Origin of the sequence: Streptomyces yokosukanensis (genome assembly GCF_001514035.1) — a bacterium.
Classification (GTDB): Bacteria; Actinomycetota; Actinomycetes; order Streptomycetales; family Streptomycetaceae; genus Streptomyces; species Streptomyces yokosukanensis.
Genome location: NZ_KQ948211.1, coordinates 228535 through 243972, shown reverse-complemented (window position 1 = coordinate 243972; position 15438 = coordinate 228535). Strand labels below are relative to the sequence as shown.

The window sequence follows — 15438 nt, the reverse complement described above, 5'->3', positions numbered from 1 at the left end:
CGGCGGTCCCCTCGGGAGGCCGCCGTCCCCGCCGCCGTAGGCTGTTCTCCTCCGAACAGCCCACCGAAAGGGAAACATCCCGATGGCGATCCAGGTCGGCGACAAGGCCCCCGACTTCGAGCTCAAGGACAACCACGGCAAGGCCGTGAGGCTCTCGGACTTCCGCGGTGCCAAGAACGTGGTTCTCCTCTTCTATCCCTTCGCCTTCACCGGTGTGTGCACCGGCGAGCTGTGCGAGCTGCGCGACAACCTGCCGAAGTTCGTCAACGACGACACCCAGCTGCTCGCCGTCTCCAACGACTCGATCCACACCCTGCGCGTCTTCTCCGAGCAGGAGGGCCTGGAGTACCCGCTGCTCAGCGACTTCTGGCCGCACGGCAACGTCTCGCGCGCGTACGGCGTCTTCGACGAGGACAAGGGATGCGCCGTCCGGGGCACCTTCATCATCGACAAGGAAGGCGTCGTGCGGTGGACCGTGGTCAACGGCCTGCCGGACGCGCGCGATCTGGACGAGTACGTGAAGGCGCTCGACACCCTGTAGGCCGACCGTGGCCGACACCTGTGATTCTCCGGGTCCAGGGTCTGCGAGGGGCGGGAACCCGTCACTAGGATCGGCACGTTGATCCCATATCCGAAGCACGACGGGGCTCCCCGCCCCTGGACACCACATGGAGGACCCGTGGGAGTCAGCCTCAGCAAGGGCGGCAACGTATCGCTGACGAAGGAGGCCCCGGGCCTGACCGCCGTCATCGTCGGTCTGGGCTGGGACGTGCGCACCACGACCGGCACGGACTTCGACCTCGACGCCAGCGCGCTGCTGCTGAACAACTCCGGCAAGGTCGCCAGCGACCAGCACTTCGTCTTCTTCAACAACCTCAAGAGCCCCGACGGCTCGGTCGAGCACACCGGTGACAACATCACCGGTGAGGGTGAAGGCGACGACGAACAGATCAAGATCAATCTGGCCGGCGTCCCGGCCGACATCGAGAAGATCGTCTTCCCGGTGTCGATCTACGACGCCGAGAACCGCCAGCAGTCCTTCGGCCAGGTCCGCAACGCGTTCATCCGCGTCGTGAACCAGGCGGGCGAGCAGGAGATCGCCCGCTACGACCTGAGCGAGGACGCCTCCACCGAGACCGCCATGGTCTTCGGCGAGCTGTACCGGCACGGGGCGGAGTGGAAGTTCCGCGCCATCGGTCAGGGCTACGCCTCCGGTCTGCGCGGTATCGCGCAGGACTTCGGCGTCAACGTCTGACGTACAGGGACGTCAACGTCTGACGTACGACGTCGAGAAAGCCCCGCGATCCGTCCGGCGCCGCACCGTTTACGGGCGGCGCCGGACGTGCAGGACAACCAGTAAGCACCACTAGGGGAGGACCAGCATCATGGGCGTCACGCTCGCCAAGGGAGGCAATGTCTCCCTCTCCAAAGCCGCACCGAACCTCACCAACGTCATGATCGGGCTCGGCTGGGATGCGCGTTCCACCACCGGCGCCCCCTTCGATCTTGACGCCAGCGCGCTGCTGTGCGGCGCCGGCAACCGTGTGCTGGGCGACGAGTGGTTCGTCTTCTACAACCAGCTCAAGAGCCCCGACGGCTCGGTCGAGCACACCGGTGACAACCTCACCGGTGAGGGCGAGGGTGACGACGAATCGATTCTGGTGGACCTCGCCAAGGTGCCGCCGCAGTGCGAGAAGATCACGTTCCCCGTCTCGATCCACATGGCGGACGAGCGCGGCCAGACCTTCGGCCAGGTCTCCAACGCGTTCATCCGCGTCGTGAACCAGGCCGACGGCCAGGAGCTGGCCCGCTACGACCTGAGCGAGGACGCCTCCACCGAGACCGCCATGATCTTCGGCGAGCTGTACCGCTACCAGGGGGAATGGAAGTTCCGCGCCGTGGGCCAGGGCTACGCCTCGGGCCTGCGCGGTATCGCCATGGACTTCGGGGTGAACGTTTCGTAGCCGCTGGTACCGCCGGTAGGGTGCACCTCTAGACTCGGGGTCAACGTTTAGCAAAGCCGAGTACGGCGCGGGGGAGACCCGTACCTAGATGATTGGGTAGCCAGTGCTTCTGAAAACCTTCGGCTGGTCGTTCGCGGTGACCGCGCTCGGCCTGGTCGCCGCGGTCTTCTACGGGGGGTGGGAGGCCTTCGGAGTCGTGGCGATCCTCGCCGTCCTCGAGATCTCGCTGTCGTTCGACAACGCGGTGGTCAACGCCGGCGTCCTGAAGAAGATGAACGCCTTCTGGCAGAAGATCTTCCTCACGGTCGGCGTCCTCATCGCGGTCTTCGGCATGCGGCTGGTCTTCCCGGTCGTCATCGTGGCCATCACCGCCAAGAAGAGCCCCATCGACGCGGTGAACCTGGCCTTCAGCGACAAGGACCAGTACCAGCAGCTGGTCACCGACGCCCACCCGGCGATCGCCGCCTTCGGCGGCATGTTCCTGCTGATGATCTTCCTGGACTTCATCTTCGAGGACCGGGACATCCAGTGGCTGCGCTGGATCGAGCGCCCCCTGGCCAAGCTCGGCAAGGTCGACATGCTGTCGGTCTGCATCGCCCTGATCGCCCTGCTGATCACCTCCTTCACCTTCGCCGTCCACGCCCACCAGCACGGCGGCGCCCATGTCGACAAGGCGCAGACGGTCCTGATCTCCGGCATCGCCGGTCTGATCACGTACATGATCGTCGGCGGTCTGTCCGGCTACTTCGAGGACCGGCTGGAGGAAGAGGAGGAGCGCGAGCACGAGGCGGAGGAAGAGGCCGCCCGCACCGGCAAGAAGAAGTCGGCGGTGCTGCTGGCCGGCCAGGCCGCGTTCTTCATGTTCCTCTACCTGGAGGTCCTGGACGCGTCCTTCTCCTTCGACGGCGTCATCGGCGCCTTCGCCATCACGAACGACATCGTGATGATGGCCCTCGGCCTCGGTATCGGCGCGATGTACGTCCGCTCCCTCACGGTCTACCTGGTCCGCCAGGGCACCCTCGACGACTACGTCTACCTGGAGCACGGCGCCCACTACGCCATCGGCGCCCTGGCCGTGATCCTCCTGGTCACCATCCAGTACGAGATCAACGAGGTCATCACCGGTCTCGTCGGCGTCGTCCTGATCGCCTGGTCCTTCTGGTCCTCCGTCCGCCGCAACCGCGCACTGGCGGCGGCCGGCGAGGGCAGCGACGAGAAGGCCGAGGTGCCCTCCGGGGTGTGACGCCCCGGCGGGTGAGGAACGCTCTGAGCGGGGCGGCCGACGGGGTCGGCCGCCCCGACGGCGTTGACCAGAGTGACCAGGGGGCGGGAATGGGATTCTTCGACGGACTGCGGGGCGCCAATGCCGCCGACTTCGACTCGGGCAACGCCTCGACCAACGCCATCGAACTCACCAGGCGGCACCAGACGGTGTCCCTCACCAAGCAGGGGGCGTCCACCGGCAATCTGCGGGTCAACCTGACCTGGCGGATGCGCACCTCCGACTTCGACACCACCCAGCGCACCAGCCTCTTCCGGCACCCCTTCAAGGCCCTCAGGCCGCCGGAGGTGCTCGGCCACGGCCAGAGCATGGTCAACGTCGACCTCGACCTCGGCTGCCTGTACGAGCTGACCGACGGCACGAAGGGCGTGGTCCAGCCGCTCGGCAACTACCTCGGCGACGTCAACGGACCGCCGTACATCAAGCTCAGCGGCGACGACCGGTTCGGCTCGGCGTCCGGCGAGACGATGTACGTCAACCTCGACCACCGCGACGCCATCAAGCGCCTGCTGGTCTTCGTCTACATCTACGACCAGACCCCGGCCTTCGACCGCACCCACGCCATCGTCACGCTGTACCCCAGCAACGGGCCTCGTATCGAGATAGGCCTGGACGAGCGGCATCCACAGGCTCGCTCGTGTGCGGTCGTGATGATCGAGAACATCAAGGGGGAGCTGGTCGTCCGCCGCGAGGTGAAGTTCGTCTACGGCTTCCAGGGAGAGCTGGACCGGCTGTACGGGTGGGGGCTGCAGTGGGGCCGGGGCTACAAGACCAAGGCCGAGCGGTAGCGCCCGGGCGGTGGTACCCAGGGGAGCGCGGGGAACCGCCCGCGCTCACCGCCCGATGAACTGCGGCCCCTGCGGAGGCAGCCGGAAATTCGGGTCCGCGGGCCCCGCGGGCACCGGAACCGGCTGAGGCTGCGGATACCCGTACGCGGGCGCGGCCGACGTCGGCTGCGGGTACCCGTACGCCGGCGGAGCCGACGTCGGCTGGGGGTAGCCGTAGGCCGGCGGCTGCTGCGGCACGGCTGACGTCGGCTGCTCGGGGGGCAGGGGCTGGGCCGGCCGGGACTCCTCCTCCACCTCCGACTCGTCCACCGAGATGCCGAAGTCCGTGGCGAGCCCCTTCAGCCCGTTCGAGTACCCCTCGCCCAGTGCGCGGAACTTCCAGCCCTCCCCGCGCCGGTACAGCTCACCGCAGATCAGCGCGGTCTCCGCGCCCGTCTCCGGCTTGATCTCGAACCGGGCCAGCGGCTCCCCGTCGGCGACCGCGGCGTCGTACAGCTGGATGCACAGCGCCGGCACCTGGTCGAAGGTGATCCCGTCCGCGGACGCGACCAGCAGGATCCGGCCGACGCCCGGCTCGACGGCCGGCAGATCCGTCTGGACCGTGTCGGTCAGCCCCTCGGTGACGCGCTTCTTGCCCAGCCGCCACACCGAGCCGGAGGGGTGCCGGGGCTGGTTGTAGAAGACGAAGTCCTCGTCGGAGCGCACACGGCCGTCCGGGCCCAGCAGCAGCGCCGAGACATCCACGTCCGGAACCCCCTGGCCGGGCGTCCAGCGCAGTGCGGCGCGAACCGTTTCGGCCTCCAGCGGGACGTTCGACCCCTTCAGCATCGCGTGCGTCATGCGGTCATCCTGCCTTCTCGGTCCTGGCCACGACAATGCGGGGGGTGTGGTGTCCCACGGTGGCGCCGACACGGGCGAGTTACCAGAAATTCATGCCCATAGGGAACCCCTGACATGGATCCCTACGTACTATTACCGGCCACCTTTTACCGAACACACAGACTCGGCTCGCACCCCTGAGGGAGTCCTATGCGTCATTTCGGGCACATCGCCCCCGAGGTGCGGCAGCGCCTCTTCCACCGGGAGCCGAGCGCATTCACCGCCGACTCTCCGGCCCGGCTGCTCGCCGCCGCCCTCGGCGCCACCCTGTACAGCCCGGCCACCCGGTCCCGGCTCGCCGACGACATCGTCAAGCAGGCCGGGAACGGCGTGGTCTCGATGGTGCTGTGCCTGGAGGACTCGATCGACGACGCGGACGTCGTGGCCGGCGAGGAGAACCTCGTCCGGCAGTTCGCCGACCTGGCCGCCCGGCCCGGGATCGAGCCGCCGCTGCTCTTCGTCCGGGTGCGCACCCCCGAGCAGATCCCCGACCTCGTACGGCGGCTCGGCCCGTCCACGCGGCTGCTGTCCGGATTCGTGCTGCCGAAGTTCACCGAGGAGCGCGGCCTGCCCTTCCTGGACGCCCTGGCGGACGCCGAGGCCGACAGCGGCCGCCGGCTGTTCGCCATGCCCGTCCTGGAGTCCCCGGAGCTGCTCTACCGCGAGTCGCGCGTGGACACCCTGGAGGGCATCGCCCGCGCCGTCGACAAGTTCCGCGACCGGGTGCTGGCGCTCCGCCTCGGCGTGACCGATTTCTGCTCCTCCTACGGCCTGCGCCGCGCCCCGGACATGACCGCCTACGACGTCCAGATCGTCGCCTCCGTGATCGCCGACGTCGTGAACATGCTGGGCCGGGCCGACGGCACGGGATTCACCGTGACCGGACCGGTGTGGGAGTACTTCCGGGTCTCCGAGCGCATGTTCAAGCCGCAGCTGAGACAGAGCCCCTTCCTGGAGGTGCAGGCCGTCGAACTGCGCGCGAAGCTGATCGAGCACGCCATGGACGGACTGCTGCGCGAGATCTCCCTCGACCAGGCCAACGGTCTGCTCGGCAAGACCTGCATCCACCCCTCCCATGTGCTGCCGGTCCACGCGCTGTCCGTGGTCAGTCACGAGGAGTACAGCGACGCCCAGGACATCCTGCGGCCGGAACGCGGCGGCGGGGGTGTACTCAGGTCGGCCTACACGAACAAGATGAACGAGGTGAAGCCGCACCGCGCCTGGGCCGAGCGGACCCTGCTGCGCGCCGAGGTCTTCGGCGTGGCCCACGAGGACGTCGGCTTCGTGGAGCTGCTCGCCGCCGGAATCCCCGGCTGAGCCCGCTCGATCCTTTTCCATTTCGTCCAAGGAACGCATGAAGAACGCAGTGAATGACGGGGTCTGGTCCGGCAGCTGGGTCGCCGAGCGACTCGGGGTCGAACTCGTGGGCGACGATGCCCTGCCGGCCCTGCTCGGTCTCGCCCTGCGCCGCAACCCCAAGCGGGCCCATCTGCTCGTCTCGAACGTGCTCGGCAAGCACGTCCCGCAGTCGCCGACGGTCGTCTACGACCACGGCCACCGCCTGGGCCGTCGGGCCGCCGCGCTGCTCGGCGAGGCGGAGGCGGCCACGGCGGTCGTCCTCGGCTACGCGGAGACCGCGACCGGCCTCGGCCACGCCGTCGCCGACGGCATCGGCACGGCGCCGTATCTGCACTCCACCCGTCGGCCGGTGGCCGGGGTCGCCCGAGCGGGCGGCTTCGAGGAGTCGCACTCCCACGCCACCTCGCATCTGCTGCTGCCGGAGGAGCCCGCCCTGCTGGCCGGGGCTGGGCCGCTGGTGCTCGTCGACGATGAGTTCTCCACCGGCAACACCATCCTCAACACCATCCGTGACCTGCATGAACGATATCCGCGCGAGCGGTATGTGGTGGTCGCCCTGGTCGATATGCGATCGGCCGAGGACGTCGATCGGATGGCGCGGTTCGCCGACCGGATCGGCGCGCGGGTGGACCTGATCGCCGCCGCGTCGGGGACCGTGCGGCTGCCGTCGGGTGTGCTGGAGCGGGGGCAGGAGCTGGTGGCCCGCCATGAGTCCGCCGCTAGCGGGTCCGCCGTCGCCGGCCGCGGCGCCCGTGCGGCGGAGCCGCACGAGGTCCCGCCCCGCGCCCCGCGGCGGCTGGACCTGCGCTGGCCGGCGGGTCTGCCCGACGGCGGCCGGCACGGCTTCACCCCCGCCCATCGCGCCCGCCTCGAAGCCGCGCTGCCCGAGATGGTCGCCCGCATACGCGGCGCCCTGCCCGCCGGCGCCCACCGCGTCCTCGTCCTCGGCTTCGAGGAGCTGATGTACGCCCCGCTGCGCCTCGCCCGCGAGCTGGAGCGGATCACGGACGCGCAGGTGCGCTTCTCCACCACCACGCGCTCGCCCGTCCTCGCGGTGGACGACCCCGGATACGCGATCCGCACCCGGCTGGCCTTCCCCGCCCATGACGACCCGGCCGACGGCCCTGGCGAGCGCTACGCCTACAACGTGGCGGGCGGCGGCTTCGACGCCGTCGTCGCCGTGGTCGACTCCGTCGCCGACACCCCCGCGCTGCACGCCCCCGACGGCCTGCCGGCACGGCTCGCGGCGCACGTCCCGCACGTCCTGCTCGCGGTCGTCCCCTCCTACGTCCCGCAGACCGGCGTCCCCGCGCCCCCGCACGCTCCCGAAAGGCCGGCCATGCTGCCCGAGCCCCTCCGCGGCCCCGCGTTCTCCTCGTACCCGCCCGAGGAGGTCGGCTGGCTGCTCCAGGACCTCTCCGACATCACGCTGGAGGCGCCGACCGAGGAGCGGGAGGAGGCCATCCAGAGCGGCGGCGCGCACTACGCCGAGTCGCTGCCGGTGGAGTACCAGCCGAGCGAGCAGTACCAGGAGCTGTTCCACACGGCCCTGGACGCCTCGGCCGCCCGGCTCGCGCAGGCGGTCGGCGTGGTGACCGAGGCCGTCATCACCGAGCGGTCACCACGTCCGGTGCTGGTCTCGCTCGCCCGCGCGGGCACCCCGGTCGGCGTCCTGATGCGCCGCTGGGCCCGCTTCCGGCACGGTCTCGACCTCCCGCACTACGCCGTGTCGATCGTGCGCGGCCGCGGCATCGACGCCAATGCCCTGCGCTGGCTGGCCGCCCACCACGACCCGCGCGACGTCGTGTTCGTCGACGGCTGGACCGGCAAGGGCGCCATCACCCGTGAACTCGCCCTGGCCGTAGAGGAGTTCGAGGCGAAGGAGGGCGTCACCGGCTTCGACCCGGAGATCGCCGTACTCGCCGACCCGGGCTCCTGTGTGCGCACCTACGGCACCCGCGAGGACTTCCTCATACCCTCCGCGTGCCTCAACTCCACCGTCTCCGGCCTGATCTCGCGTACGGTCCTGCGTGCCGACCTGGTCGGCCCGGACGACTTCCACGGCGCGAAGTTCTACCGCGAACTCGCCGGCGCCGATGTCTCCGTCGCCTTCCTCGACGCCGTCGCCGCCCGCTTCCCCGAGGTCGCCGACACCGTCGAGGAGGCGGTGAAGGAGCTGTGGGCCGCGGACCGCACCCCGACCTGGGCCGGCTGGCGGGCCGTCGAGCGGATCAGCGAGGAGTACGGCATCCACGACGTGAACCTGGTCAAGCCCGGCGTCGGCGAGACCACCCGGGTGCTGCTGCGCCGGGTGCCCTGGAAGATCCTCGCGCGGGCCGGAGCGGGCGCCGACCTCGACCATGTGCGCCTGCTCGCCGAGCAGCGCGGGGTCCCGGTCGAGGAGGTCGGCGAACTGCCGTACACCTGCGTCGGGTTGATCCACCCCAAGTACACGCGCGGTGCCACGGGCGCCGACGGCAAGGCGGTGAACCTCTGATGCCGGTGCTGGTGGCGAGCGACCTCGACCGCACGCTGATCTACTCCTCGGCGGCTCTCGCGCTGACCATGCCGGACCCGCGGGCGCCCCGGCTGCTCTGCGTGGAGGTGCACGAGGCCAAGCCGCTGTCCTACATGACCGAGACGGCGGCCCAGCTGCTGACCGAACTCGGCGACACGGCCGTGTTCGTGCCGACGACGACCCGGACGCGCAAGCAGTACCAGCGCATCAACCTGCCCGGACCGGCCCCGAAGTACGCGATCTGCGCAAACGGCGGCCATCTGCTGGTCGACGGGGTGAGCGACGCCGACTGGCACGCGAGCGTGCAGGCCCGGCTCGCCGAGGAGTGCGCGCCGCTCGCGGAGGTCCGCGAGCATCTGCTGCGCACGGCCGACCCCCTCTGGGTGCGCAAGCACCGCCTCGCCGAGGACCTGTTCGCCTATCTCGTCGTCGAGCGCGAACTGCTGCCCGAGGACTGGGTCAAGGAGCTGGCGGTGTGGGCGGAGAACCGGGGCTGGACGGTATCGCTCCAGGGCCGCAAGATCTACGCCGTCCCGAAGCCGCTCACCAAGAGCGCGGCGGTGCGGGAGGTCGCCCGCCGCACCGGTGCGGAGCTGACACTGGCCGCCGGTGACTCCCTGCTGGACGCCGACCTCCTGCTCGCGGCCGACCGCGGCTGGCGTCCGGGACACGGCGAGCTGGCCGACGCGGGCTGGAGCGCGCCGGACATCAGCGCGCTCGCGGAGCGGGGTGTGCTGGCGGGTGAGCGCATCGTCCGGGAGTTCCTGAGGGAGGTGCGGCAGCCGGCCCGAGGGGCGCGGGGAACCGCGGGATCATCCACCCCGCCGCCGCACCGGCCCGCTTAGCCGCAGCACCCTCCACCACAGCAACCGCCCCCGCCGGACGCGGGGGCGGGAGCCTGGGCGGACGTCCCGCCCAGACCGACCGTCGACAACAGCTTCACGGTGTCGTCGTGCCCCGCGGGGCAGTTCGCGGGGGCGGCGGACTCGGCCATGGGCCGGCTCAGTTCGAACGTGTCGCCGCAGGTGCGGCAGCGGTACTCATAGCGAGGCATGGCCACAGACTAGCCGCCGCGCATCGGGGCGCGGCATCTCAATGTTTCATGAGTGTTGCGTCCCTTCGGTACGTATGTGCGGATGATTCGAAAACATCGCTGATAGCTTGTGAAGGCCGTTGCGAGGACGCTCAACCCCGCGCGAGCAAGAGCGAGTGCGGAGGGAGACGCAGTCGTGACCGATGCGTCGCAGGGGGAAGACCGTCCCACCGTGCGGGGGTCCGGTGGTGAGCCGCTCGCCGCCGACGAGACCCTGCACCTGAGGGTGGACGCCCTCAGGGCGGACGAGACCGTGCAACTGCGTGTGCCCGCGCCGCCGGAGCCGTCCGCCCCGGTCGGCCGCGCCGAGCGTCGGCGCAGCGCGCGCCCCACGGCGCGGGAGCGTGCGAGGACCGCGGCGGGCCGCCTGGTCGCGCCGCTGGCGCCGTACGCGCGGCGCCTCGTCCCCTACGCGCGCCGTCTGAGGCCCCTCTACCCACGCCCCGGCCGGACCGGCTGGCGCCGCTGGGCACCCTCCTGGCGCCAGTGGATCGGCGCCGTCCTCAGCGCGTTCGCACTGCTCGGGACCTTCCTGGTCACCGCGTACGCGCTCACCGACATACCGAGCAACCTGAACTCGTACGCCACCCAGCAGGACAACGTGTACTTCTGGTCCGACGGCACCCCGATGGCCCGGACGGGCTGGGTGCAGCGGCAGGCGATGCCGCTGAAGGACATCCCCGCCGACGTCCGCTGGGCGGTACTGGCGGCCGAGAACGAGACCTTCTACACGGACCCGGGCATATCCGTGACGGGCATCACCCGGGCTCTGTACCGCACGGTGGGCGAGGGCGACACCGAGGGCGGATCCACCATCACCCAGCAGTACGTCAAGAACGTCTACCTCAGCCAGAACCAGACGGTCAGCCGCAAGTTCACCGAGGCGATGATCGCCCTCAAGCTCGACAACAAGATGAGCAAGGACCAGATCCTGGAGGGCTACCTCAACACCAGCTGGTTCGGCCGCGGCAGCTACGGCATCCAGCGCGCCGCCCAGGCCTACTACGGCAAGGACGTCAGCAAGCTCAACGCCTCCGAGGCGGCCATGCTCGCGGGACTGCTCAAGGGCGCCGGCCTGTACGACCCCACACTCGGCAAGGCCAACCACCACCGGGCCGTGGAGCGCTGGTCCTGGATCCTCGACCGGATGGTCAAGACGGGCAAGCTGTCGCCGCGGGAGCGCGCCGAGTACAAGACGTTCCCCGAGCCGCTGAAGAGCAACCCGCTGTACAACACCGGTACGCAGAGCGACTACCTGGTGGAGCTGGCGTCGCAGTACGCCAAGAAGGTCGGGCATCTGACCGACAAGCAGTTCGACCTCGGCGGCTACCAGATCTACACGACCTTCGACCGCAGGCGCGAGCAGGCGCTCACCGACGCCGTCACCAAGGCCCGCAAGCAGGCGGGGCGGACCGACCCGGCGACGGCGAAGAACGGGCACTACGGCGCCGCCTCGGTGGCCGCCGACGGCCGGATCCTCGCCGTCTACGGCGGTCCGGACCACCGTACGCAGGGCTACAACGAGTCCAACGCGAGCACCGTCCCGTCCGGCACCGCGTTCCTGCCGTTCGTCTACGCCGCCGGGCTGGAGCACGGCGTCCACAAGACGCGCGGCGGGCCCGCCACCCCCGTCACCCCGGACACCGTCTACGACGGCGACGACGGCGTCCCGGTCATGACCCCCGAGGGCCCCTACTGGGACCGCAGCGGCAAGAAGGTCGCCGCGCACAACGAAGGCCGGAAGTCCTACGGGAAGATCACTCTGCGCCAGGCCCTGGCCCAGTCGGTGAACACGCCGTTCATGCAGCTCGGCATGGACACGGGCCTGGACAAGGTGCGCCAGACCGCCGAGGCGTCCGGACTGCTGTCCTCCAGCATGGGTCCCCAGGTGCCCGCCCTGGCTCTCGGCACCTCCACCCCCAGCGCGATCCGGATGGCCGGGGGGTACGCGACGTTCGCCGCCGAGGGCAGGCACACGGAGCCGTACTCGGTGAGCCGGATCACCCGGAACGGCGCGCCGGTCGCGCTGACCACCCCGCGCCCGACGCGGGCGGTCGGCGCCCAGGTGGCCGAGAACGTCGAGGAGGCGCTCACCGACTCCTTCCGCACCGCCCATCCGGCAGCTGCCGCCGGCTCGCCGACAGCGGCGGGGAAGGCCGGTACCGCCGACAAGGACACCGCCTCCTGGTACGTCGGCACCGCCGACTCCGTCTCGACGGCGGTCGTCGTCTACCGGATGGACCTGACGAAGTCCCTGGAGCCGCTGCCCCTTCAGGGACTGGCGGGGACGTCCGCCGACGACGTGCCGTACAACCTCTGGGCGGCCGCCATGGGTCTGGGCTGACGACCGGACCTCCGCACCACCTCACCCCCCTCGGAGAATGAGCCGCGCATGCCCCGCAAGAAGTCCCCGACGGGCCGCCGTCGAGCAACCGGCCGCCGTGTCCCCGGCCTCACCCGCCTGCGGGCCCTGACCCTCGCCGCCTTCCTCGTCGTGGCCTCGCTGGTGGCCGGCTACCTCGTGCTCAGCCGCACCGACGACACCGCGCCGGCCGCCTCCGCCAAGGCCCCGAAGCCGGCCCTCCCCAAGCCCACCGCGACCCCCTCGTGGGACGGCAGGACCCAGATCCTCGGTGACGGCTCCACCTCCTACACCGGCCCGCAGAAGGGCACGTTGAAGCCGGTGCCGCTCAAGCCCGGCGAGAAGCCCCCGCAGTTCGTCGTCTTCTCCTGGGACGGCGCCCTGGAGGGCGACGACCATCTCTTCTCGCACTACCGGGAGATGGCCAAGCGGTACAACGCCCACATGAGCTTCTTCCTCACCGGCATCTACCTGCTGCCCAAGAGCAAGAAGTCCCTGTACCACGGGCCGATGCACTCGCCCGGCGACGCCGCCATCGACTACCCCACCGACGAACACATCCGCACCACGCTGCAGCAGCTCCGCCTCGCCTACGAGCAGGGCAACGACATCGGCACCCACTTCAACGGCCACTTCTGCGGAGCCAAGGGCGGCGGTGACTGGAGCGTCGCGCAGTGGAAGAGCGAGATCGACCAGTTCTACTCCTTCGTGGAGAACTGGAAGACCAACACCGGGTACAAGGACATCCCCGCCCTGCCCTTCGACTTCAAGAAGGAGGTCACCGGCGGGCGCGCGCCCTGCCTGGAGGGCCAGAAGAACCTGCTGAAGGCCATCAAGAGCTACGGCTGGCGCTACGACGCCAGTTCCCCGGGCGACTTCCAGATATGGCCGGCGAAGAAGAACGGCGTCTGGGACTTCCCGCTGGAGATGCTGCCGTACGAGAACGGCAGGTTCCAGGGCCTGTCGATGGATTTCAACTTCCTCTACAACCAGTCCGGCGGCGAGACCGACGGCGACCCGGCCAAGTACCCCGAGTGGCAGCAGCAGACCGCCGACTCCTACATGGCCGGTTTCAACCGCGTCTACTACGGCAGCCGCGCCCCGCTGTTCGTCGGCAACCACTTCGAGCACTGGAACGGCAGCGTCTACATGAAGGCCATCGACGAGATCATCCCCAAGATATGCACCAAAAAGGGCGTCAAATGCGTGTCCTTCAAGGAGTTGGCCGACTGGCTCGACGTGCAGAAGCCGCAGACCCTCGCGGCCCTGCGCGGCCTCGACCCCGCCCAGTCGCCGGACTGGTCGCAGGTCGTCAAGTGACTTATGTATAAAGCAGGTTCCGCTTGTGCAACACTCTTCACATCCTTCGCACGAGTCGTGCAAAGATGCTCCTCTCCCGGTAGGTGTTACCGGCTAGAGGGGAACATCATTGAAATCAAGAAGACTGAGCCGTAAGCGGCGCCGCGCGACCATAGTCACGGCCGCGGCTGCCTCGGTGGTCGCCGGCGTGGCCCTGGTGCCCAACTGGAGCGCCGGCGCTGCGGTCACCAATGACCCGACGGTGGACGCGGCGACCAGGGCGACCTTCCAGAAGCTGGCCGACGCGGTCTTCACCGACCGCACCGAGGTCCTGGTGGACGGCGCCGAGAAGACCGGCACACGGCACACGTCCGGCTTCTCCGGGTCCGTGCGCATGTCCGGCGGCCAGACCCGCCTGCAGAGCTCCGCCCTCGGTGAACTGCGTGCCCGCAAGGCCCGCCTCGCCGAGCTGGGCGAGAAGTACAGCGCGGGCAGCACGAAGGTCACGCTCGACGCCACGCGGGTCACCGGCCGCAGCGCCAGGGTCGCCGTCACCGAGACCACGACCCTGACCTACGACAAGCCCGCGGCCAAGGGCCCGAGGACCACCGGATTCCAGGCCCACCACGAGCTGACCTTCCAGGCCGACCGCAGCGGCGACTGGCAGCTGACCGGCATCAAGGACACCGACGACGGCTATCTCGCGGTGAACCAGGTGGCGGCGCCCTCCGTCGCCAGGGCGAGGACGACCGCCGCGGACGACGGCCCGCCCGACGCGCCCCGCGCGTCCACCAGCTGGCCCGCGCGGTCCAACCCGAAGAACACCACCACCGGCGCCTACGACTACAAGGCCATGGTGGCGTACGCGACCAAGTACTGGAACCACTACAACCCGGACTACCCCGACTTCAACGGGGAGGGCGCGGGCGGCGACTGCACCAACTTCGTCAGCCAGACCCTGAAGGCCGGCGGCTGGAAGCACGTCCCCGGCTACACGAACGACTTCCACAAGTGGTTCGGCACCGCGGACATCCAGTCGGACTCGTTCGTCGGCGTCAACGAGTTCTCCTGGTTCGCCCTGTCCTCCAAGCGCGTCACGCCGCTCGCCGACGTGTACCAGGCGGACATCGGTGACGTGATCCAGATGGACTTCAACCGGGACGGTTCCAAGGACCACACGATGGTCGTCACCTACCGCGACCGCTACGGCACGCCGTATGTGACGTATCACTCCACCAACACCTACAACAGGTCGGTGGCCAGCCTCGTCGCGTCGTACCCGAACGCGTACTTCTACGCCTACAGGACCTGACCCCGCTGGTCCTGCCGCCCCGGCCCGTCCCCTTCCGGCAGCGTCCGCTGCTCGTGCGGGGAGGGCTCGGGATGGCGGGCCCGCCAGTACGGGTTGTCGTGCGGCAGGGTCGAGCCGACCCGGCCGTACATGCCGAAGGTCATCAGCAGCAGGCCCACGACGAAGCTGAAGAACACGTTCTGGATCTTGAACGCCAGGAAATTGTGCGTGGTGTCCAGCAGGCCGAGGCTCAGGAAGCCGGCCATCAGGAACAGCACTCCGAACACCATGTTCAGCGTGGACGCCACGTTGCCGCCGACCACCATCCCGGCGAGCAGGATCACCCCGACGACGATCGACAGCACGCTCAGCGCGCCGTTGGTGTTCAGCCCCGCGACCGTCGCGCCGCCGGTGTTGAAGAAGCCGATGTGGTTGATCAGACCCAGGACACCGAAGACGACGAGGAACGCGCCGATCAGGCCCGCACCGATCCGGTAGACCGTGTTCAGCTGGTGGTCGACGGGCAGGTGCTTGTCGAACTCGATCCGCCGCCGTGGACTCGTGTGCACTGCGTGTGTGGCCATGTCCGCCTCCCTGGGGGCG

The 15438-nt window shown here is 69.5% G+C and carries 14 protein-coding genes; 11 read left to right on the top strand and 3 right to left on the bottom strand.

Features of this window, described 5'->3' with window-relative positions; all coding sequences use genetic code 11:
* Positions 1-82: 82 nt before the first annotated feature.
* The 5 genes from AQI95_RS16640 (at position 83) to AQI95_RS16620 (ending at position 4034) form a co-directional block, all read left to right on the top strand.
* Entirely contained in the window at positions 83-541 is a 459-nt protein-coding gene (locus AQI95_RS16640) for a peroxiredoxin (protein ID WP_067123618.1), read from the top strand.
* Between the two features lie 138 nt (positions 542-679).
* Positions 680-1255 carry a calcium homeostasis/redox stress adaptation protein gene (locus AQI95_RS16635; protein WP_061920108.1) on the top strand — a complete coding sequence of 192 codons (576 nt, stop codon included), beginning with the start codon at positions 680-682 and terminating at the stop codon, positions 1253-1255.
* Positions 1256-1385: 130 nt separating this feature from the next.
* Positions 1386-1964 carry a TerD family protein gene (locus AQI95_RS16630; protein ID WP_067123617.1) on the top strand — a complete coding sequence of 193 codons (579 nt, stop codon included), beginning with the start codon at positions 1386-1388 and terminating at the stop codon, positions 1962-1964.
* A 103-nt stretch (positions 1965-2067) separates the two neighbouring features.
* The gene (locus tag AQI95_RS16625) at positions 2068-3207 is read left to right on the top strand and encodes a DUF475 domain-containing protein (protein ID WP_067123615.1); all 1140 of its coding nucleotides are present in this window, start codon (positions 2068-2070) and stop codon (positions 3205-3207) included.
* 89 nt (positions 3208-3296) lie between these two features.
* Positions 3297-4034: a TerD family protein gene (locus tag AQI95_RS16620; protein ID WP_067123613.1), complete on the top strand. Its 738-nt coding sequence runs from the start codon at positions 3297-3299 to the stop codon at positions 4032-4034.
* A gap of 45 nt (positions 4035-4079) precedes the next feature.
* Here AQI95_RS16620 and AQI95_RS16615 read toward each other — a convergent pair whose 3' ends face one another.
* The gene (locus tag AQI95_RS16615) at positions 4080-4874 is read right to left on the bottom strand and encodes a TerD family protein (RefSeq protein WP_067123612.1); all 795 of its coding nucleotides are present in this window, start codon (positions 4872-4874) and stop codon (positions 4080-4082) included.
* Between the two features lie 189 nt (positions 4875-5063).
* On the opposite strand from AQI95_RS16615, the gene AQI95_RS16610 reads away from it, so the two are divergent.
* The 3 genes from AQI95_RS16610 to AQI95_RS16600 are packed head-to-tail and all read left to right on the top strand — an operon-like array spanning position 5064 to position 9635.
* Positions 5064-6230: an HpcH/HpaI aldolase/citrate lyase family protein gene (locus AQI95_RS16610; protein ID WP_067123609.1), complete on the top strand. Its 1167-nt coding sequence runs from the start codon at positions 5064-5066 to the stop codon at positions 6228-6230.
* A 37-nt stretch (positions 6231-6267) separates the two neighbouring features.
* Positions 6268-8769, top strand: coding sequence for a phosphoribosyltransferase (locus tag AQI95_RS16605; RefSeq protein ID WP_067123607.1), 2502 nt, complete (start codon positions 6268-6270; stop codon positions 8767-8769).
* Positions 8769-9635, top strand: a complete 867-nt coding sequence (locus tag AQI95_RS16600; protein WP_067123605.1) for an HAD family hydrolase — start codon at positions 8769-8771, stop codon at positions 9633-9635. The genes AQI95_RS16605 and AQI95_RS16600 overlap by 1 nt, the downstream gene beginning before the upstream one ends.
* On the opposite strand, the gene AQI95_RS44895 is transcribed toward AQI95_RS16600, so the two are convergent.
* Entirely contained in the window at positions 9632-9844 is a 213-nt protein-coding gene (locus AQI95_RS44895) for an FmdB family zinc ribbon protein (RefSeq protein WP_079071310.1), read from the bottom strand. The genes AQI95_RS16600 and AQI95_RS44895 overlap by 4 nt on opposite strands.
* 175 nt (positions 9845-10019) lie before the next feature.
* Between AQI95_RS44895 and AQI95_RS16595 the strand changes: the two genes are divergently transcribed.
* The 3 genes from AQI95_RS16595 to AQI95_RS16585 all read left to right on the top strand — a co-directional run bounded on the left by AQI95_RS16595 (position 10020) and on the right by AQI95_RS16585 (position 14856).
* On the top strand, positions 10020-12227 hold the full coding sequence (locus tag AQI95_RS16595; protein WP_425264879.1) for a transglycosylase domain-containing protein: 2208 nt from the start codon (positions 10020-10022) through the stop codon (positions 12225-12227).
* 48 nt (positions 12228-12275) lie between these two features.
* Positions 12276-13565, top strand: a complete 1290-nt coding sequence (locus AQI95_RS16590) for a polysaccharide deacetylase family protein (protein WP_067123603.1) — start codon at positions 12276-12278, stop codon at positions 13563-13565.
* 175 nt (positions 13566-13740) lie between these two features.
* Entirely contained in the window at positions 13741-14856 is a 1116-nt protein-coding gene (locus AQI95_RS16585; protein ID WP_244188768.1) for an amidase domain-containing protein, read from the top strand.
* On the opposite strand, the gene AQI95_RS16580 is transcribed toward AQI95_RS16585, so the two are convergent.
* The gene (locus tag AQI95_RS16580; RefSeq protein WP_067123601.1) at positions 14844-15419 is read right to left on the bottom strand and encodes a DUF4383 domain-containing protein; all 576 of its coding nucleotides are present in this window, start codon (positions 15417-15419) and stop codon (positions 14844-14846) included. The genes AQI95_RS16585 and AQI95_RS16580 overlap by 13 nt on opposite strands.
* Positions 15420-15438: the final 19 nt, after the last annotated feature.